General features: G+C 68.8%; 14 protein-coding genes and 1 tRNA gene. 9 read left to right on the top strand and 6 right to left on the bottom strand.

What is annotated here, in order from left to right; translation table 11 throughout:
• Positions 1-1353: a hypothetical protein gene (locus Q0654_RS19555; protein ID WP_298856757.1), complete on the top strand. Its 1353-nt coding sequence runs from the start codon at positions 1-3 to the stop codon at positions 1351-1353.
• A 141-nt stretch (positions 1354-1494) separates the two neighbouring features.
• Here Q0654_RS19555 and rnt read toward each other — a convergent pair whose 3' ends face one another.
• Positions 1495-2163: a ribonuclease T gene (gene rnt / locus Q0654_RS19550; RefSeq protein ID WP_298856680.1), complete on the bottom strand. Its 669-nt coding sequence runs from the start codon at positions 2161-2163 to the stop codon at positions 1495-1497.
• Positions 2164-2312: 149 nt separating this feature from the next.
• Here rnt and Q0654_RS19545 point away from each other — a divergent pair, with 149 nt between their 5' ends.
• Complete coding sequence (locus tag Q0654_RS19545; protein ID WP_298856678.1) at positions 2313-2993, top strand: M24 family metallopeptidase; 681 nt, start codon at positions 2313-2315, stop codon at positions 2991-2993.
• Between the two features lie 202 nt (positions 2994-3195).
• On the opposite strand, the gene Q0654_RS19540 is transcribed toward Q0654_RS19545, so the two are convergent.
• The gene (locus tag Q0654_RS19540; RefSeq protein WP_298856676.1) at positions 3196-3897 is read right to left on the bottom strand and encodes a PP2C family serine/threonine-protein phosphatase; all 702 of its coding nucleotides are present in this window, start codon (positions 3895-3897) and stop codon (positions 3196-3198) included.
• A 236-nt stretch (positions 3898-4133) separates the two neighbouring features.
• Here Q0654_RS19540 and Q0654_RS19535 point away from each other — a divergent pair.
• Positions 4134-4224 (top strand) — tRNA-Ser (locus Q0654_RS19535).
• Positions 4225-4480: 256 nt separating this feature from the next.
• Here the strand turns inward: Q0654_RS19535 and Q0654_RS19530 are convergent.
• From Q0654_RS19530 to Q0654_RS19520, 3 genes are all read right to left on the bottom strand, one after another.
• Positions 4481-5020 (bottom strand): DUF2062 domain-containing protein, encoded by a 540-nt coding sequence (locus Q0654_RS19530; RefSeq protein ID WP_298856675.1) that lies wholly within the window; start codon positions 5018-5020, stop codon positions 4481-4483.
• A gap of 349 nt (positions 5021-5369) precedes the next feature.
• Complete coding sequence (locus tag Q0654_RS19525) at positions 5370-5996, bottom strand: redoxin domain-containing protein (RefSeq protein ID WP_298856673.1); 627 nt, start codon at positions 5994-5996, stop codon at positions 5370-5372.
• A gap of 35 nt (positions 5997-6031) precedes the next feature.
• A complete protein-coding gene (locus tag Q0654_RS19520) occupies positions 6032-8188 on the bottom strand; it encodes a thioredoxin family protein (protein ID WP_298856671.1) in 2157 nt (718 codons plus the stop codon).
• A 293-nt stretch (positions 8189-8481) separates the two neighbouring features.
• Between Q0654_RS19520 and pdxH the strand changes: the two genes are divergently transcribed.
• From pdxH to Q0654_RS19500, 4 genes are all read left to right on the top strand, one after another.
• Positions 8482-9075 (top strand): pyridoxamine 5'-phosphate oxidase, encoded by a 594-nt coding sequence (pdxH, locus tag Q0654_RS19515; RefSeq protein ID WP_298856669.1) that lies wholly within the window; start codon positions 8482-8484, stop codon positions 9073-9075.
• A gap of 5 nt (positions 9076-9080) precedes the next feature.
• A complete protein-coding gene (locus Q0654_RS19510; RefSeq protein ID WP_298856747.1) occupies positions 9081-9893 on the top strand; it encodes an ABC transporter substrate-binding protein in 813 nt (270 codons plus the stop codon).
• Positions 9894-10113: 220 nt separating this feature from the next.
• Positions 10114-11397 (top strand): polyhydroxyalkanoate depolymerase, encoded by a 1284-nt coding sequence (gene phaZ / locus Q0654_RS19505; RefSeq protein WP_298856668.1) that lies wholly within the window; start codon positions 10114-10116, stop codon positions 11395-11397.
• A gap of 90 nt (positions 11398-11487) precedes the next feature.
• Complete coding sequence (locus Q0654_RS19500) at positions 11488-12921, top strand: hypothetical protein (protein ID WP_298856667.1); 1434 nt, start codon at positions 11488-11490, stop codon at positions 12919-12921.
• A gap of 502 nt (positions 12922-13423) precedes the next feature.
• On the opposite strand, the gene dnaE is transcribed toward Q0654_RS19500, so the two are convergent.
• Entirely contained in the window at positions 13424-16963 is a 3540-nt protein-coding gene (gene dnaE / locus Q0654_RS19495; protein WP_298856666.1) for a DNA polymerase III subunit alpha, read from the bottom strand.
• A 142-nt stretch (positions 16964-17105) separates the two neighbouring features.
• On the opposite strand from dnaE, the gene proB reads away from it, so the two are divergent.
• Entirely contained in the window at positions 17106-18227 is a 1122-nt protein-coding gene (gene proB, locus Q0654_RS19490; protein ID WP_298856665.1) for a glutamate 5-kinase, read from the top strand.
• Positions 18224-19504: a glutamate-5-semialdehyde dehydrogenase gene (locus tag Q0654_RS19485; RefSeq protein WP_298856664.1), complete on the top strand. Its 1281-nt coding sequence runs from the start codon at positions 18224-18226 to the stop codon at positions 19502-19504. Before proB ends, Q0654_RS19485 begins: the two co-directional genes overlap by 4 nt.
• Positions 19505-19529 lie beyond the last annotated feature (25 nt).

The following is a 19529-nucleotide window of genomic DNA, read 5'->3' as shown; positions in this document are numbered from 1 at the left end:
TTGAGCCTGTCTCGATGGATGAAGTTCGCGGGGGTCTTGCCCGCAGCCGGCGCGTCGGCCGGATTCTGCGGCGCATCATGTGTTGCGCTCGCGCTGCAGGTGCTTGTGCGGCTGTTGCGTTTTGTCCATACTGCGTCGGCCGCGCACGGGAAGTGCGGTTTCCAGGGGAAATGCACGGTGTATCGCTGCCTTGAAACACGTCATGCAAAGGTTCGTCCGCTGACGGCTTCGATGCTTGCTGCGCCTCTTCTGCTTGCCTCGGCCAGCGCGCTCGCGCTTGAGCTTCCCGACGAGGCTTCGGGCTGGCGCGAGTATGCCCGACAGAGCCTGCAGGTCGGCCTGGCCCTTCCGCTGGGTATGAACGACGCTCAGTCTGCGCGACCTGAGGCCGCATCACAGGGGCAGGCGCTGCGCGGTGCGATGAACCGCCTTTCGCTCAGCGTGCAGGCCACGTTTGCCCCCTCGCCCATGCTGCAGGCTCTGCCTGCGCCGCGCATCGGCTTCGAGTCCGAGTCACCGCTGGGCCGCCTCGCAGTCGACGCTTCGCGCTTCAGCGCCTCGACCTTCGCGCCGCAGCTGGAAGCGCGCGTTGGTGCAGCGTCATCGGTCCGCTTCGGCCTGACCATTGCCAGCCAACGCTTCGCCACTCCCGGCTTCGGCGAGGCGGTCGCCTCCTCGCACTGGCTGCCGCAGATGGGTTTGCGCGCCGGGACGTCGGGTGCCGTGGAACAGTCCTACGGCCAGGGCGTGCAGCTGGGTTTCGACACCGCGATCGGCGAGCGTCTGCTGTTTGGCTTGAGCGCGCAGTCGCGCGTCGACATGGACGCGTTCAAAACCTATCGTGGCCTGTTCAGCGAGCCGGGTGACTTCGACATGCCGGCGCGGACAGGCGTCTCCTTCGGCCTCAGTCCCGCCGCGGGGCTGACCCTCTCGCTCGGCGCCGAGCGGGTGTTCTACAGCGACGTTGCCGCGTTCACGACCTATGCCCTGCCGACCCAGCTGCTGGCCCTGCTCGGCGACGGCTCGGCCCCTGTCTTCGCATGGCGCGACCTGAACGTCTACAGCGCGGGGGCGGAACTCGCCGACGGGGCAGGGGGTCAGTGGGACGTCCGGGTCAGCACCCGGCAGCAACCCTCCCCCACTTCGGCACTGTTCGAGCTCGCCTTGAGCGACCTCTACGCCGGCAACCATTACTCCATCGGCTACCAGCGGCAGCTGGGCAGCGCATCGAATCTGAGCATCGGCGCGAGCTATGCGCCGGCGCAGTACATCCTGGGTCCCAATCCATTCCGCAACCGCTATCGCGAAGGATCGCAGGTGGAAGTGGAGTTGAACTGGTCAGTCGCGTTCTAGTTTTTGCCGCCCCTGGCGGCGCACTCCTGAGTACTCAAGTTAACAGGGCTTGATCTCGCAGGGCTCCATGCAAATGGAGCCCTCTTTTTTGCCTGTCGCTCGACAAACCGGACGGCAGGGCGCAGCGGGCCTTTGGCCCGCTCAGCCCTCATCCGCGACCAGCAGCGAATGGTCGACACCCGCCGCGTCGAGGCTGGACAGCGCGCGCCAGCGGTTGACGATGGCGCAGAACAGCTCGGCGGTGCGTTCGGTGTCGTAGACCGCGGAATGGGCTTCGGCGCTGTTCCAGGCGATGCCCGCAGCCTGCACGGCGCGGCTCAGCACCGTCTGCCCGAACGCCAGTCCCGCCAGGGTGGCGGTGTCGAAGCAGCTGAACGGATGGAAGGGGTTGCGCTTGTGCGAGGTGCGTCGCACCGCCGCGTTGAGGAAGCCGAGATCGAAGGCCGCGTTGTGGCCGACCAGGATCGCGCGCTGGCAGCCGTACCGCTTGATGGCCTGGCGGATCGGTGCGAACAGGTGGTCCAGAGCCGCGCGCTCGTTGATCGCGCCGCGCAGGGGATGGTCGACATCGATGCCGGTGATCTCCAGCGCCTTGGGGTCGATCTCCGCACCCGCAAATGGAATCACGTGGGTCGAGACCACGGGGCCCGGAAAGACCCTGCCTTCCGCATCCATCTCGATCGGAGAGGCGGCGATCTCAAGCAGGGCATGGCGCTCGGCGTCGAAGCCGCCGGTCTCGACATCGACGACCACGGGCAGGAAACCACGGAAGCGTTCCGGCATGGAGCGCGCTGGGAACGGCGTGCTCATGTGCGCACGCTGCCTGGCGGCGAAAAGAAGGGGCTCATCGGTCGCGAGGATACCAGCTTGGGTTCGTCAACCTGCCTTGACGGCTCTGTCGCGCGCGGCCAAGGTGCCGGGCCTGGAAGTTCATGCCGCCGCGGCGGCGAGGTGGAGTCATGGGAATTCATCTGCGGGCCCCGGGGCCGCATGCGGGGGAAGGCGTAGGTCCGGGCTTTGACGCTGCGGCGCTGCTCGCGGCGCGCTCAAGGTCGATCGAGGCCACCCGGAGGATTGCGGACGCCCTGCGCCCCGGCATGCGCGAGGAGCAGGCCAACGCGATTGCGGCACAGGTGTTCGCCGACCTTGGTTTCGAGCGGATCTGGCATCCGACCCACATCCGCTTCGGCGCGAACACGCTGAAGCTGTACAAGGAGTCTTCGGATCCGGAGATCGTGCTGGGCGACAGCGATCTGTTCTTCATCGACATCGGCCCGGTCTGGGACGGCCACGAAGGTGACTACGGCGACACCTACGTCCTCGGCGATGCACCTGAACACCACGCCATCGCAGCGGCTGCTCGAGAGATCTTCCACGAGGTCGCGGCGCGCTGGCGTACTGGCTGCAGTGGTCGTGAGCTCTATGCCTTTGCCGAGGAGGCGACGCGCGCGCGCGGCTACGTGCTGAACCTGGGCGCACCTGGGCATCGTCTGGGCGACTTCCCACACGCGGTGCACAAGGCCGGCAAGCTGGCCGCAGCCGAGTTCGTACCGTCTCCCGGGCTGTGGGTGCTGGAGATCCAGATCCGCCATCCGCAGCTGCCGATTGGCGCGTTCTTCGAGGATTTGCTGCTGGAGTGATCGCGTGCGGTGAGCTGCGTCCGCACCGCCGGATCCGCTGTGCGTCCTCTGCGTGAAGATCATCGGCGCACTTTGCCCGCGCGATGCGCAACAGCCACTGGCGTAGCGGACCACCGACCGCCTGCGGGGGAGCCGCAAGGCTGCCGTAAAGCCAAAGGATCTGTCTGCGGCTGCAGCCGGAGGAGGCGTGTCCCCGACGCCCTCAGTGCCGCCGCACCAGCACCACGGTGACGTTATCCGAGCCGCCGCCATCGAGGGCGGCGACGATCAGCTGGTCGACGCATTCCTGCGCGCTGAGGTCACTGCGCGAAAGCGTCCGCTCGATCTCGCTGTCATCGACTTCTTCGGTGAGGCCGTCGCTGCACAGCAGCAGCTGCATTCCTGGCTTGAGCTCGCCGCTGATGGTCTCCACGCGCAGATTGTCTGGGTCGGTGACACCCAGCGCCTGCGTCACCACGTTCCGATGCGGATGGCTGCGCGCCTGCTCGGCAGTGATTGCGCCCTGTTCGATCAGCTCCTGGACGTAGCTGTGATCCTGCGAGAGCTGCTGCAGGCGACCGTTCCACAAATAGGCGCGGCTGTCGCCAACCCAGGCCACTTCGAAGCGGTCCCGCTGCACGCGCACGGCGGCCACGGTGGTGCCCATGGGCAGGGCGTCGCTGCGCTGGCGGCTGTGGTCGATCAGTTCCTCGTCGGCGCGCTGGATGGCGGTGCTCAGGTTGGCGCCGGCGCGCACCTCGCGCACGATCGCATCGCGCGCCATCGCGCTTGCGACCTCGCCGAACTCATGGCCACCCATGCCGTCGGCCACCAGCCACAGGCCGAGCTCGCTGTCGCCGTAGAAGGTGTCTTCGTTGTGTTCGCGACGCAGCCCGACGTGACTCAGCAGTCCGAATTCGATCATGCGTGCAGACCTGGTGTGGCATGTGGTGATGGCCGGCATCGGCGCGGACATCCTGGGGGTTCATGCAATCGTATACGGAGAAAGAGGCCTATGCCCGTCAGGCGCTGCGAAGGCGGCCGTGCCGCCGCGGCCATGCACCGCCACCTGCCGCAGCCGATCGGGCTTGTGTGACGTTGGAGCTGTCCGTATGATGCGCGACCTCGCGACGGCCGCAGCGTCGACGAGCAAGACCACCTGGAGAGGTGGCAGAGTGGTCGAATGCGCCGGACTCGAAATCCGGTATACGCCTCCGGCGTATCGAGGGTTCGAATCCCTCCCTCTCCGCCAGTTACAAGCGTTTCAGGGCCGTTACGGGTAGAGCCGGGTGGCCCTGATCGTATCCACCGCGCAGGATGCGGTGCGCAGAACCGCACGAACGCCTCGCGCTGAGACGCTGCCCGCCCGCGGCATCGCTTGATTTCGTCTGCGCGGTCCGTCTCTCCGCCGATTCTTGACCCATAGCGCTGCTACGGGCCCGCACATCGCCGGGAACTGTCCTCAGGCAGCCGAACTATCGCCTCGACCACCAAAGCCCGAGAGGCTCCTAGGTCGCTTCGACGGCGCGCGCCGCACGCGCATGACGCAGCCGACGACGCTTGCGCAGCACGCCCAGCAGCCACAGCCAGCGCACGCTGAAGTACGCCAGCACGCTGCCTACGCAGGCGAACAGCACCAGGCCCGTCAGCAGCGGCGCGCCCACTCCATCCATCCACGTGGATCCGCTGCTCGCTGCTTCCGCCGCTGCCAGTGCGCCCTGCGCCTCGGCTTCGCTGGGCGCGCTGCCCAGCAGCCAGCTACCGACCAGGTAGGCCGCGTAATACACCGGGCCGAAGGTGAACGGGTTGGTCACGAGGGTGCTGACCATCGCTGCCGGCACGTTGGCGCGCAGCACGATCGCAAGCGCGCCAGCGAACAGGAACTGGCCCAGCGGTATCAGGAAACCGAAGAACACGCCGACCGCCATGCCCAATGCCACGCTGCGGCGACGCCGCGTCCACAGCCGCTGATCCGCCAGTCGCGGCCCGAACAGGCGTCCCAGCTTGCCGCTGCGGATCTGCTCGGGCGTTGGAGTGCGGAAGGCCATGGGTCTGGGTCATCGGTAGGGAGCGCGGCGAAGTCTAGACCTCGCGATGCCAACGCGGGCTGACGGAAGCGGCCACTTCGCCCAAAGTCGTGCAAGCCCTGCGCCGCGGATTGGCCCGGAAGCGTCGACACCGGCGTAGCTGGAGCGGCTCAGCCGGTTAGCGAGGCCGAAGGCGGCCGCCCAGGCTTTGGAGGATGGGCAGGGCCGAAGCGAGGAAAAGTGCCGCGCGCCATCATGGGCGCGCCCGCACCACCGGCACGCAAGCGGTCTATCCAGAGAGAGCGAGTCCGGACCTGTGCCGGACTCGCGTCCACGGATCGAAACCCGGAGGGAGTCGATCCACCTTCTCTCAGGAGTCCGCGTACTTGATGCTGCAGCCGTAGGGCTGGGTGACGCTGGTGCTGATGCTGCCGCCGGCGCCAAGCTCGGACAGGCCGGTCGACACGTACTGGGTGGCCTTGGGGATGTCGGCGACATCGGCGCTGGGAATGCTGTCGATGGCGCCGTTGTAGCGCAGCACGCCTTCGGCATCGATCACGTACATGTGTGGCGTGGTCTTGGCAGCGTAGGCGCGGCCGACGGTGCCGTCGGTGTCGAACAGATAGGCGGCGTTGGCGGCGTTCCAGCCGGCGGCGATCTGCTTGGCCTGCTCGGCGCTGACGTGGCCCTGCTTGCCGGGCGCGGACGAGTTGACGGTCAGCCACACCACGCCGGTCTCGGCGGCGTCGCGCTGCTGCTTCTGCATGTTCTCGCCGTTGTAGTGCTTCTTGACGAAGGGACAGTCGTGGTTGGTCCATTCCAGCACCACGGTCTTGCCGCGGAAGTCTTCCAGCGAGTGGGTCTTGCCGTCGGCGTCGGTCAGGGTGAACGCCGGGGCAGCGGCGCCGATCTCGGGCGCGGCGGAGGCGCTGCCAACGGCGAGGCCGAAGGCGGCGAGGCTGGCGAAGGCGAGGCGGGACAGGGCGATGCGGTTCATGCGGGTCTCCTGCTGCGTTTCTTGGGTGGGGACATTCAGCCGTCGGCGCGTGCCGGCGGCAGGGCTCCGAGCGCCTCGCGCACGAGCGCGGGCGTCAGAAGTTGCGGCAGGACGATCGGCTCGCCCCGCGCGGGATACAGCACGTACAGCGGCACGCCGCTGCGGCCGAAGGATTCGAGAAAGGCCGTGATGTCGGCGTCCTGACGGGTCCAGTCGCCCTTCAGATAGACCACCCCGCGCGCCTGCAGCGCGTCCGCGAACTCGGTCGAGGACAGGGCCACGCGCTCGTTGGCAAGACAGGTGATGCACCAGTCGGCGGTCATGTTGACCAGCACCGGTCGGCCTTCGCTGCGCAGTGCCGCGAAGCGCGCGGGCGTCCAGGGCTCGTGCAGGGCGTCTGTTGCGGCCGTGCCCGTCGGGCCGCTGTCGCGCGGCGCGAGCAGAGGGAGCGCCAGCACCGAGATCAATGCGAGCGCAGCCAGCGCGCGCAGGGGCAGGGCGCCGCGCTCGCGGCTCTGCGCGCGCCGCAGCAGCCACAGGGCGAAAGCGATGGCGATGAAGCCGGCGCCGAGCGCGGTCAGTGCGAGCATGCCGGTCTGCCGGCCGAACACCCAGGCCAGCCAGAGCACGGTCAGGTACAGCGGAAACGCCAGCAGCTCGCGGAAGGTCTGCATCCACGCGCCCGGCCGCGGCAGCCGCCGCGCCAGTGCCGGCACATAGCCGAGCAGCAACATCGGAAAGGCCAGCCCCAGCGCGAGGAAGGCGAACACCAGCAGGGCCTCGTGCGTCGGCAGCACCAGTGCGGCACCCAATGCCGTGCCCATGAAGGGCGCCGTGCAGGGGCTGGCGACCACGCAGGCCAGCACTCCGGTGAAGAAGGCCCCACGGCGGCCGCCGCCCTCGGTGAGCTGCTGGCCCAGGCCGGTGATGCCCGTGCCGAACTCATACAGTCCCGAGAACGAAAGCCCCATCGCGAACAGCAGCAGGGCGATCGCGGCGACAAAGCCAGGCTCTTGCAGCTGGAAGCCCCAGCCGATGGCTTCACCGCCGGCGCGCAGGGCGAGCAGGAGACCGGCGACGAGCAGCACGCTGGCGAGCACGCCCAGCGAGTACCACAGGCCGTGCCGCCGCATCTCTACCGAGTCGTGTGCGGATTCGATCGCGCCCAGCGCCTTCAGGCTCAGCACCGGGAACACGCAGGGCATCAGGTTCAGCACCAGACCGCCGGCGAAGGCCAGCACCAGGGCCAGCCACAGGCCGACGGGCGCAGCGGTGGCCAATGCGACATCGATCGTGCTGCTGGGCGCGGAGGATCCCGCGGCGGAGTTTCCGGCGGCATCCGAAAGCAATGCGGGCGCGTGGCGCGCGAACACCGTGTAGCCGCGTTCGCCGTCACTGAGCAGCACTTCGATGCGCTCGGGGGCGCTGGCGAAGAACTCCGAGCGCGCAACCTCGACGCGGAGCTCACCATTCGCGATCGCAAAGCGCGGCGGATCGGCATTGGCCAGCACCTGCGGCGTCGCCGGCATCAGGGTCCAGCCCTCCACGCCTGCGGCGAAGGCGGCGGCCAGCGGGCCGTCGAGTGGAATCGCGATGTCCACACCCGATTTTTCTGCGAGGTAGCGCGCATCGACATCAAACGTGCGGGCCTGTCGCACGGCGGCGCGCTCGAACGCGGCGGCGTGTACGCTCGGCCGCAGTTCCTCGGCGACCGGCAGCTCCAGCCGGTACTCGCCGCTGCCGGGGATGCACTCCAGCTCACAGATCAGCCAGCTGGCCTTGAGCGTGATTGCGATCGATTCCGCGGCAATGCCTGCCGGCACCGCCACGCTGACCGGCAGCAGCTCGGTGTGGCTGTAGCCGAAGTTGACCAGACCGCCCGCGGGCTGGCGCTCCGGCAGTGGCCATTCGATCTCGCCGGCGACAAGCCCGTCGGGAAGTGCGAACTCCATCCGTGTCGGCAGGCCCGAGTCGCCGGGGTTCTTCCAGTAGGTGTGCCAGCCGGGATCGTGCTCCAGCAGCAGGCCCAGCTTGAGCGTCTGCCCCGGCACGGCCGCGTCGGTGGCGGCGACCAGACGCGAGCGCAGATGGTCGGTGAGCAGGGGCTCGGACTCGGCAGCCTCGGCCTTGCTCGCGCAGAGCAACGCACTCAGCACGAGCATTGCGATCAAGCGCTGAACGAAGGCATTCACGCGGGCATTCTTCCTTGAGTAGACAGACAGCGGTCCGGGGTCGGGATTGAGTGGCCTGCCAGAAGTGCTGCAGCCGGTGTGGCCTTGAGCAGCGGCAGCGCTTGACGCTGGTCCCGATGCAGCCTCGCAGGCGACGACGGGTCCAGCCTGCCTGCAGCGCTACACTGCACGCCTCCCCCGTTGGTACTGGCTGCGCGCGTCTTGCGCCAACTCAAGCGGGCGATTTCGCATCGCCTCGACACTGTCACCACGGTTCGTACACATCCACAGCGATTCGCCACCCGGAGCCCCGCATGAGCGACCTCTACGCCGAAGCCTTGATCACCTTCCGCGACCTGCTGGACGAAGCCAGGTCGGTCGGTGACCCCGAGCCCACCGCGATGACGGTCGCGACCTGCGATGCCGCCGGCCGGCCCTCTGCGCGCACCGTGCTGCTCAAGGAGTTCGACGAGCGCGGCTTCGTCTTCTACACCAACTTCAACAGCCGCAAGGGCCAGCAGCTGCAGGCCAATCCACAGGCCGCCCTGCTGTTCCTGTGGAAGACCCTGCGCTATCAGGTGCAGGCCAAGATCGAGGGCGCAGTGCAGGCGGTGAGCGCTGCCGAAGCCGACGCCTACTTCGCCTCGCGCCCACGCGCCAGCCAGATCGGCGCCTGGGCATCGCTGCAGTCGGAGACGCTGGACAGCCGCGCCACGCTGGATGCGCGCATTGCCGATCTCGAGCGTGAGTTCGAAGGCCGCGAGGTCGCGCGTCCGCCGCACTGGTCGGGCTTCCGCGTGGTGCCTGACACGATCGAGTTCTGGTACGGCGTGCCGGCGCGCCTGCACGACCGCCACCGCTACGAACGCATCGACGGCGCGTGGACCAAGCGCCTGCTCTACCCGTGAGCGCGCTGCCCCTGGGCGGCCCGCGCCGCATCGTCTGCCTCACCGAGGAGCCCACCGAGACGCTCTACCTGCTGGGCGAGCAGGACCGCATCGTCGGCATCAGCGGCTTCACCGTGCGGCCGAAGGAGGCGCGACGCGACAAACCCAAGGTCTCGGCTTTCACCTCGGCCAAGGTCGAGGCCATCCTGGCGCTCAAGCCCGATCTTGCGATCGGCTTCTCCGACATCCAGGCCGACATCGCCGCCGAGCTGATCCGCCGCGGCGTCGAGGTCTGGATCGCCAACCACCGCAGTGTTGCCGAGATCCTTGACTACGTGCGTCGACTCGGGGCACTGGTGGGTGCGTCCGCCAAGGCCGAAGCGCTGGCGGATCGGCTTGCCGCGGGGCTGGACGCGACCGCCGAAACGGCCGCAAATCTGGCCGTGCGCCCGCGCGTCTACTTCGAGGAATGGGACGCGCCGCGGATCAGCGGCATCCGTTGGGTCTCGGAGCTGGTCGGCATCGCCGGCGGCGACGACATCTTTCCCGAGCTTGCCGTCGAGTCGCTGGCCAAGCGCCGCATTCTCGCCAACGACGACGCCATCATCGAGCGCGCGCCGCAGATCGTGTTCGGCTCCTGGTGCGGCAAGAAATTCCGCCCCGAACAGGTCGCCGCGCGCCCGGGCTGGGACAGCGTGCCGGCCGTGCGCGACGGCTTCCTGATCGAGGTGAAGTCGCCGCTGATCCTGCAGCCGGGGCCGGCGGCGCTGACGGAGGGCGTGGCCGAACTGGCGCGGCATATCCAGCGCTGGTCTGCCTTGCAGAACGCGACAGTTTGAGGGAAAGGCCACCGGACCAAGGTCCCATGCGTCCGTGACCGCCTGCACAGGGTGTGGTCGGCTCAGGCATGGCATGATTGCTGCATCGCAGCAGATGTTCTACCCCATCGCCCGTTCGGCCTCAGAGGTCGACCACACCGCGCCAGCGTCCGTGCCCCGAGCAGAGGGCCCCTGAAAGGACGCGTCGCGAGCGGGCCTGTCGTTGTACGAGGAGGCACCCATGCTTTACCACCTGCACGAGTTCCAGCGCTCGCTCCTGAGCCCGCTGGTCGCCTATTCCGAGGCCACCGCCCGCATGTATGCCAGCGGCGGCAGCTGGATGTCGAAGCTGCCTGGCGCCGACCGCATGGCCGCGGGCTTCGAGCTGATGTACCGGCTCGGCAAGGACTACGAGAAGCCCGAGTTTGGGATCCGCACGGTGGTGGCGCACGGGCACGAGATTCCGATCGTCGAGTACTGCGTGCTCAGCAAACCCTTCTGCAAGCTGCTGCGCTTCAAGCGCTTCAGCGATGACGCCGAGGTGGTGAACGATCTGAAGGACGACCCGATCGTGCTGGTGGTGGCGCCGCTGTCGGGCCACCACTCGACCCTTCTGCGCGACACCGTGAAGACCCTGCTGCAGGATCACAAGGTCTACATCACCGACTGGATCGACGCGCGCATGGTGCCGCTGTCGGCGGGGCCCTTCCATCTCGACGACTACATCGCCTACGTGCAGGAGTTCATCCGCCATATCGGTGCGAAGAACCTGCACGTGATCTCGGTCTGCCAGCCGACCGTGCCGGTGCTGGCGGCGGTCTCGCTGATGGCCAGCCGCGGCGAGACCCTGCCGCGCACGCTGACCATGATGGGCGGCCCGATCGACCCGCGCGAGTCGCCGACCAAGGTCAACGACCTCGCGGTCAACAAGCCGCACAGCTGGTTCCAGAACACGGTCATCCACACCGTGCCGCCGAACTATCCCGGCGCGGGTCGCCGCGTCTATCCGGGCTTCCTGCAGCATGCCGGCTTCATCGCCATGAATCCCGGCCGGCACATGAGCTCGCACTGGGATTTCTACGAGGACCTGGTGCGCGGCGATCTGGAAGACGCGGAAGGGCATCGCCGCTTCTACGACGAATACAACGCCGTGCTCGACATGCCGGCCGAGTACTACCTCGACACCATCCGCGTGGTGTTCCAGCAGCACCTGCTGCCCAAGGGCGAATGGGACGTGGCCGGCGAGCGCGTGCGCCCGCAGGACATCCAGGGCGTGGCGCTGATGACGATCGAAGGCGAGCTCGACGACATCAGCGGCATCGGCCAGACCCGCGCTGCCCACCGCCTCTGTACTGGCGTGCCCGAGTCCATGCGCGAGCACTACGAAGTGCCCGGCGCGGGCCATTACGGCATCTTCAGCGGCCGGCGCTGGCGTGAGACGGTCTATCCGAAGCTGCGGGACTTCATCCGTCGGCATGTGGCCAAGCCCACCGCGGCCGCGAACGGGGTCAAGGGCAAGCGCTGACCCAGGGCTGCCGCGTTCCACGCACCCCTTGTGATGCTGTGTTTGCGCCAGGCTTGCCGCATCATCGCGGCCTTGGCGCAGGAGGGCGACATGGCGGATCCGCAGGAACGCAGAGAACGCAGCACAAGCGGGGTGGAGAAGGCAGCGCTGTCGCCGTTCCGGCTGCCGGGTGACACCGCGCCGACCTGGGAGGTCGAGCTGCTGCTGTCGGGTGCGACCGTGTTCGCGCTCATGCAGGTGCCTGGTTGGCTCAGCGCGCAACTGCAGTTCTGGGATGTGCGCCTGGGCGGCGACCTGCAGGAGGTGGTCAGCCTCGCCGGCATGTTCGCCAAGATCATTGCCTACACGCTGATCTTCACCCTGGTGGCGCATCTGATGACCCGCGGCCTGTGGGTGGCGGCCATCGGCCTGCGCTCGGTCTATCCGGGCGGTATCCGCTGGCGCCGCCTGCGCTACGGCCCGCGCTTCCGTGCGGTCGCCCGTCGTGAGCTGCCCACGCTCAAGCGCCTGATTGAGCGCAGCGACGACATCGCCAGCCAGATGTTCGCAGTGGCGGCCCTGATGGTGGTGATGACCCTGTACTCACTGCTGACCATGGCGATGTTCACGCTGCTCGCATGGCTGCTCGCACTGCCTTTTGACGGTCTCTACTTCGAGTGGATCCTGATCGTCCTGATCTCGGTCTGGATCTTTTTGAGCCTGCTGGCCAACTGGCTCGACCGCAGGGTGTCGCGCAAGTCACTCGGCGCCCACTGGCTGGCATGGGTCGTGCCCATGCAGCGCCTGCAGCTGTGGCTGCCGCTGTCGCGCATGAGCACCGGCCTGATGCTGGTGTTCACCAGCCGCTTCGGCGTCGTCCGCGGTACGCTGGCGCTGCTTGCCCTGCTGTATGCGCTGATGGGCGTCGCCGTGGTCGATCTGCTCTGGGATCGCGCCAAGCTTTCCGCCGGCGAAGCGCGATTCATCGCCCAGCTTGACGGCGCGCACAGCGTCGAGCCCGCCCACTACGCCGACCAGCGCGACCCGCTGGCGCATGCGCTGCTGCCCTACGTTCCGTCATTGGTCGTGCGCGGCGACTACCTGCGGCTGCTGATTCCCTACCAGGTGCAGCAGCACCCTGCGGCGCTGGAATCGGTCTGCCCGGGGGCCGAACCCGCGCTGCGCGCCGCGGCGCAGGAAAGCCAGGCGGCGTTTCGGGCGCTGGACGCGAACCCCGCCACGCTCGAACGCCTGCGCGATGCCGAGGCCTCCGAAAGCGCGGCGGCACAGCGCGTACTCGAGTGCGGGGCGCGCGTGCACGCGCTGCAGCTCGATGGCGAGCCGCTGTCGGTGCCCTTGAGCTTCCACGTCAGTCCGGAGCCCGAGGTGCCGGCCTTCCTGGCCATGATCCCGATCCGCCAGCTGTCCGCGGGCCAACACGTGCTGGAAGTCGCGCGGCTGCCCACCGCCGCACGTGATGGCTTGCTGGTGGATCGTGAGGCGCGGTTCGCGCCGTCGCCGTGGCGGATCACGTTCTGGAAGTAGGAGGCGCAGGTTCAACGCGCTCCCGCTCATGGCACAGCGGGCGGCAAGGCGACCGAGTCATGTCGCCGGTGTTCGCGACCGGGGCGAGACAAGGCCATCAGCGGGCCAGGGCTACCCAACTCGAATGAGTCCAGATTTGGGCTCTTGGTGGGCCAGGGCCCACCCTATGCGGCTGCGGCGAGATTCGTGCATTGGTAGGCCGGAGCCCGCCCTCGGCGGGTGAGGCGAGATTCGTGCTTCTGGTGGGCCAGGGCCCACCCTAGGAAAGCGGGGCACGCGCGCTCGGATAGGGTGGGCCCTGGCCCACCCTGGGGCTTGATCTTGCGCGCTGCCTGCACCCTCCGCGCTTTCCCTGGGAGCACGCCTGCCCTCGCACTGCTTGCAGTCCTGCTCACGCAGATGCTCGTCCTGGACGGGCCCTGAGAGCGGGGCGCGATGAGCACCTGCCGCAGGCATGGCACCGCCTCGCGCCTCAAGCTTCCTCAAGCCGCCTCAAGCCGCCTCAACCCGCCGCGCGCCGCTCAGGCATGGGGGTGGGTTCGGGCTTCTGCAGGCGCAGCTCGACTTCGACGCCGGGAATCTCGCGCAGCATTCGAGGCAGCAGCGGCGTGGGCCGTACCGCGAAGCCGCCGTCGCCGTACAGGCGCCCGCGCGCGCCGGGAATCAGCAGCTCGATCTGCACGCCGGTGTGGCCGGGGCGATGGCTCGCCAGCAGCTCCTCGACCTTGGCCAGAGCGTCCTGCGTGCGATTGTCGACCTTCAGCAGCAGGTGGCGGCTGTGCTTGGCACAGAGTTCTTCGAGCGTCAGCAGTCGGCGCAGGCGCAGGCTGTAGCCGTCGCCCATGCGGTCTTCCTGCAGGCTGCCTTCGACCAGCACGATCTCGCGGCTCTTGATCAGCGGCGCGTACTGCGCGCAGGCCTCGGAGAACAGGGCGGCCTCGATCTGGCCGCGGCCGTCCTGCAGCTGCACGAAGGCGCGGCTCTCGCCGCTGCGGCGCACGTCGCCGACTACGCCGGCGAGCAGCACGCTGGCCTCGGTGCCGCGCGCGAACTTGCGCTCCGAGTAGGCCTTGTCGAGGCCGCCGAGATCGCAGGTGATGACCTGGCCCAACAGCTCACGCCAGGGGTCGATCGGATGGCCGCTGATGTAGTGGCCGAGCACGCGGTACTCATCCTCCAGCAGCTTCTCCAAAGGGAACTCGGGCACGCTCTGGAGCTGTGGCAGCACCGGCTCCGGCGCGCTGCCGCCCAGGTCGAACAGCGAGACCTGGCCGACTTCGCGCGCCTTGGCCTGCTGGTCGCAGGCGCGCAGCACGTCGGGCAGCTGCTCCATCAGGCTGGCGCGGTTCGGCCCGAGGCCATCGAGGGCACCGGCGGCAATCAGCGTTTCCAGGCTGCGGCGGTTGCGGCGCAGCACCTCGACCCGCGAGCACAGGTCGTACAGGCTGGCGAACCCACCCTTGTCGCGCGCTTCGACGATGGCCTCGCAGGCCTGGCGGCCCATGCCCTTGATCGCGCCGAGGCCGTAGACGATCGAGCGCGGGGTGTCGGCCTCGAAGGCGTAGCTGCTGCGGTTCACATGCGGCAGGGCGACCTCGAGCTTCATCACCCGGCACTCGGCCAGGAAGGTCACCACCTTGTCGGTCTTGTCCATGTCCGACGACAGCACCGCGGCCATGAACTCGGCCGGGTAGTGCACCTTCAGCCAGGCGGTCTGGTAGGCGACGAGCGCATAGGCGGCCGAGTGCGACTTGTTGAAGCCGTACTCGGCAAACTTCTCCATCAGGTCGAAGATCGAGGTCGCGGTCTGCGGATCGATCTGCCGCTCGGCGCAGCCGGCCTCGAACTTGGCGCGCTCCTTGGCCATCTCCTCGGGCTTCTTCTTGCCCATCGCGCGACGCAGCATGTCGGCGCCGCCCAGCGTGTAGCCGGCCAGCACCTGCGCGATCTGCATCACCTGTTCCTGGTAGACGATGACGCCGTAGGTCGGCGACAGCACCGGTTCGAGCAGGGGATGCGGATAGGTCACGGCGGTTTCGCCGTGCTTGCGGTCACACCATTCCTTGTCCATGCCCGAGCCCAGCGGGCCGGGGCGGAACAGCGCGGCGAGCGCGATGATGTCCTCGAAGCGGTCGGGGCGCGCGCGTTTGAGCAGCTCGCGCATGCCCCGCGATTCGAACTGGAACACCGCCACCGTGTCGCCGCGCGCGAACAGCTCGTAGCTCGCCTTGTCGTCCAGTGCCAGAGCGGTGATGTCGAGCGGCTCGCGGCCCTCGCGCTTGAGGCGCCGATTGATGGCCTTCACCGCCCAGTCGATGATGGTCAGCGTGCGCAGGCCGAGGAAGTCGAACTTGACGAGACCCGCGGCCTCGACGTCGTCCTTGTCGTACTGGGTGACCACGCTGCGCAGCGCGCCGGGCTCCTTCGGCGGCGGTTCGGCGAACAGCGGGCTGAACTCGGTCAGGGGCTCGGGCGCGATCACCACGCCGCCGGCGTGCTTGCCGGCGTTGCGGGTGAGGTCTTCGAGCTTGAGCGCCAGGTCCATCAGATCGCGGACTTCGTCCTCGTGCTGGTAGCGGTCGATCAGCTCGGGCGAGCAGAGCTCCTTGTCTTCCTGCGCGGCCTTGCTGCGGCCCAGCGCATCGTCCAGCGAGATGCCCAGCGTGTTGGGGATCAGCTTGGCGACGCCGTCGACAGCGGGGAAGGGCAGGCCCTGCACGCGGCCACAGTCGCGCACCGCTGCCTTCGCGGCCATGGTGCCGAAGGTGATGATCTGGCTGACCCGGTCGCGGCCGTACTTGCGGGCGACGTAGTCGATGACTTCGTCGCGGCGGTCCATGCAGAAGTCGATGTCGAAGTCGGGCATCGACACGCGCTCCGGGTTCAGGAAGCGCTCGAACAGCAGGTCATAGGGGATGGGATCAAGGTCGGTGATGCCCAGCGCCCAGGCCACCAGCGAGCCCGCACCCGAGCCGCGGCCGGGGCCGACCGGGATATCGTTCTGCTTGGCCCAGTTGATGAAGTCGGCGACGATCAGGAAGTAGCCGGGAAAGCCCATCTTGCAGATCACGCCGAGCTCGACGTCGAGCCGCTCGAAGTAGCCCTCGCGCGTATGGCCGGGCGCGATCGGCGCCTTCTCCAGGCGCTTCTCCAAGCCCTCGTGCGCGGTGCTGCGGATCCAGCTGTCGAGGGTGTGCTCGTCCGGCACCGGGAAGGCCGGCAGAAAGTAGGTGCCGAGGCGAAGTTCGAGATTGCAGCGGCGCGCCAGTTCCAGCGAGTTGTCGAGCGCGGCCGGGATGTCGGCGAACAGCGCCGCCATCTCGTCGGAGGACTTCAGGTACTGCTGGTCCGAGTACTCGCGCGGCCGCCGCGGGTCGCCCAGCACGCGCCCCGTCGAGATGCAGACGCGGGCCTCGTGGGCCTCGTAGTCCTCGGCTTCGAGAAAGCGCACGTCGTTGCTCGCGACCACGCCCAGGCCGCGGCGGATGGCGAGGTCGCAGGCGCCGGCGATGAAGTCTTCCTCGCCTTCGCGCTGCGTACGCACCAGCTCCAGGTAGAGGCGGTCATCGAAGCGCTGCTGCAGCTCACGCAGACGCGCTTCGGCCAGCTCGGACTTGCCTTCGCGCAGCAGTTGGCCGATGTCGCTACCGGGGCCCGCCAGGGCGAACAGCCCGCCCGCGTGCTCTGCGACCCAGTCCGGACGCACGCAGACGTGATCGCCCTGGTGGCCATCGAGGAAGGCCCGCGACAGCAGGCGCGAGAGGTTCAGGTAGCCCTCGCGATTGCGGCACAGCAGGGTCAGGCGCGAGAGGCTGCCGTCGGCGGCCTGCACGATCACGTCGCTGCCGGCGACCGGCTTGATGCCGGCCTTCTGCGCTTCCTTGTAGAACTTGATCAGGCCGAACAGGTTGGACAGGTCGGTGACCGCGACCGCAGGCAGCTCCAGGGCCGCGCAGCGCTTGATCAGCTGCGGCAGGCGGATGGTGGAGTCGACCAGCGAGAACTCGCTGTGCAGGTGCAGATGGACGAAGCGCGCGGGCATGGCTGGGCAATCCGGCAGGCCGGCCAGCCTACGGCCGCACTCCGAGCCGAACAAGCCTTGACAGCATATGGACCGCCGCCCGCGCGTGGCTGCGCTTCACATCCGGTAGCATCCGCCGCTGTTTCCGCAGCGCAGCACGCCCATGTCGCGACAGCGCATCGTCGTCAAATTCGGCACCTCCACGGTCACCGCCGGCGGCCCGGGCCCGGACCTGCCGCGGCTCACCGAGCTGTGCCGCCAGCTCGCCGCCCTGCGCGCGGCCGGGCACGACCTGGTGCTGGTCAGCTCGGGCGCGGTCGCCACCGGGCGCAGCGCGCTGAATGCAGCGCCGGCCCGCGACGTGCCGGTCAAGCAGATGCATGCAGCGGTCGGTCAGCCGCGCCTGCATGCGCTCTACCAGCGTCTGTTCGGCGAACACGCCATCGAGGTCGCGCAGGTGCTGCTGACCCGCAGCGACGTCGAGAACCGCCGCCGCTACCTCAATGCCCGCGAGGCCCTGTTGACCATGCTGGCCCACGGCGTGCTGCCGATCGTCAACGAGAACGACACCGTCGCCACCGAGGAAATCCGCCTCGGCGACAACGACATGCTGTCGGCCCTGGTCTGCAGCCTGGTCGACGCCGATCGCCTGATCCTGCTCACCGACCAGGCCGGCCTGTACGACAGCGATCCGCGCAGCAACCCGGCCGCCCAGCTGATCCGCGAGGTCGGCCCCGGCGCCTTGCCGGAGCAGCTGCGCGCGGCTGCCGGCGGCAGCGGCAGGCTCGGCACCGGCGGCATGGCGACCAAGCTGGGCGCGGCCGAACTCGCGCGCCGCGGCGGCGCGGTGGCGCACATCGCCGCCGGCAGCGAGCCGGACGTGCTGACGCGGCTGCTCGCGGGCGAGGCCATCGGCACCCGCTTCGCTCCGCAGGGCGAGCGACTGGCCGCGCGCAAGCGCTACATCACCGGCGGCGCCTTGCGCGGCAGTCTCAGCATCGACGATGGTGCGGCGGCGGCGCTGCTGCGCGGCGGCAGCCTGCTGCCGGTGGGCCTGGTCACGGTCTCGGGCAGCTTCGATCGCGGCGATGCGGTGCAGGTGCTGGACGCCACCGGCGCCGAGGTCGCGCGCGGCATCACCGCCTACAGCGCGACGGATCTGGCCCGCCTGTGCCGCCGCAAGTCCGAGGACATCGAGGGCCTGCTCGGCTATCGCTATGGCGACGAGGTCATCCACCGCAACGACCTGGTGCTGGCCCCGCGCGCCGCGGAGAACATCGCATGACCGAACCTACCTCCCGCGCCGAACGTCTTGCCGCCCAGGCCCGCGCTGCTCGCGCCGCCCAGCCTGCGCTCGCGCGACTCGAAGGTCCTGCGCGCGATGCCCTGCTGCTGGACATCGCGCGGCGGCTCGGTGACCAGCGCGCACCGCTGATCGCAGCCAACGCCTGCGATCTCGAAGCCGGTGCTGCAGCCGGGCTCGGGCCGGCGCTGCTCGATCGCCTGCGTCTGGACGGGCCGCGCCTCGACGGGCTGGCCGGCGATGTCCGCACCGTGGCCGGGCTGGCGGATCCGCTGTCCGAGGAGTTCGACCGCCGTGAGCTCGCCAATGGCTTGAGTCTCGTGCGCCGGCGCGTGCCCATCGGCGTGGTCGGCGTGATCTACGAGGCCCGGCCCAATGTCACCGTCGACATCGCTGCCGCTGCGCTCAAGTCAGGCAACGCGGTGGTGCTGCGCGGCGGCCGCGAGGCGCGACAGACCAACCTCGCTCTGGCGGCGCTGCTGCATGAGGCGTTGCGCGCCGCCGGCCTGCCCGAGGCTATCGTCAGCTTCATCGATGCGCCCGAGCGCGAGGCGGTGTCCGAGCTGCTGCAGCTGGCCGACTGCATCGACGTGATGGTGCCGCGTGGCGGTCGGGGCCTGATCGACCTGTGCCGGCGCGAGAGCCGCATCCCGCTGATCGCCGGCGGCGTCGGCGTGGTCCACATCTACGTCGACGCCAGCGCGGATATTGAGCGCGCGCTGACAGTGATCGAGAACGCCAAGGTGCAGCGCCCGGCGGTCTGCAATGCGCTGGACACCCTGCTGGTGCAGGCTGCAGCGGCCGGGCGCCTGCTGCCGGCGCTGGCCCAGCGCCTCGCGGCTTTTGGCGTGGTGTTCCACGCCGAAGGCGAGGCCGCCCGCCTGCTGGCGGCCGGCGGCGCGCGCGTCGAAGGCTTGGCGCCCGGCGACTTCGATCGCGAGTGGCTGGGGCTGGAACTGGGCGTGGACCTAGTCGACGACGTCGAATCGGCGATCGCGCACATCGCCGCACACGGCAGCGGGCACTCCGAGGCCATCCTCAGCGAGGATCCGGAAGCCGCTGCGCGCTTCCTGAACGCGGTCGACGCCTCGGCGGTCTACCACAACGCCAGCACGCGCTTCACCGACGGCGGCCAGTTCGGCATGGGCGTCGAGGTGGCGGTGGCCACGGGGCGTCTGGCGCCACGCGGGCCGGTCGGCCCGGCCGAGCTGACCAGCTGGAAGTGGGTGGGCCGAGGCGAGTATCTGGCACGCGATTGACCGTCGAGCCGTCGCTGCGGCTTGA

Origin of the sequence: uncultured Aquimonas sp. (genome assembly GCF_937888285.1) — a bacterium.
GTDB lineage: Bacteria > Pseudomonadota > Gammaproteobacteria > Xanthomonadales > Xanthomonadaceae > Aquimonas.
The sequence above is the reverse complement of the archived record's forward strand: the minus strand, read 5'-3'. Positions and strand labels throughout refer to the sequence as shown.

Coding starts and splice junctions, on each gene's coding strand:
- rnt (WP_298856680.1), bottom strand. CDS start 2,163: ATGAGCACGCCGTTCCCAGCGCGCTCCATGCCGGAACGCTTCCGTGGT.
- Q0654_RS19545 (WP_298856678.1), top strand. CDS start 2,313: ATGGGAATTCATCTGCGGGCCCCGGGGCCGCATGCGGGGGAAGGCGTA.
- Q0654_RS19540 (WP_298856676.1), bottom strand. CDS start 3,897: ATGATCGAATTCGGACTGCTGAGTCACGTCGGGCTGCGTCGCGAACAC.
- Q0654_RS19530 (WP_298856675.1), bottom strand. CDS start 5,020: ATGGCCTTCCGCACTCCAACGCCCGAGCAGATCCGCAGCGGCAAGCTG.
- Q0654_RS19525 (WP_298856673.1), bottom strand. CDS start 5,996: ATGAACCGCATCGCCCTGTCCCGCCTCGCCTTCGCCAGCCTCGCCGCC.
- pdxH (WP_298856669.1), top strand. CDS start 8,482: ATGAGCGACCTCTACGCCGAAGCCTTGATCACCTTCCGCGACCTGCTG.
- phaZ (WP_298856668.1), top strand. CDS start 10,114: ATGCTTTACCACCTGCACGAGTTCCAGCGCTCGCTCCTGAGCCCGCTG.
- Q0654_RS19500 (WP_298856667.1), top strand. CDS start 11,488: ATGGCGGATCCGCAGGAACGCAGAGAACGCAGCACAAGCGGGGTGGAG.
- dnaE (WP_298856666.1), bottom strand. CDS start 16,963: ATGCCCGCGCGCTTCGTCCATCTGCACCTGCACAGCGAGTTCTCGCTG.
- proB (WP_298856665.1), top strand. CDS start 17,106: ATGTCGCGACAGCGCATCGTCGTCAAATTCGGCACCTCCACGGTCACC.
- Q0654_RS19485 (WP_298856664.1), top strand. CDS start 18,224: ATGACCGAACCTACCTCCCGCGCCGAACGTCTTGCCGCCCAGGCCCGC.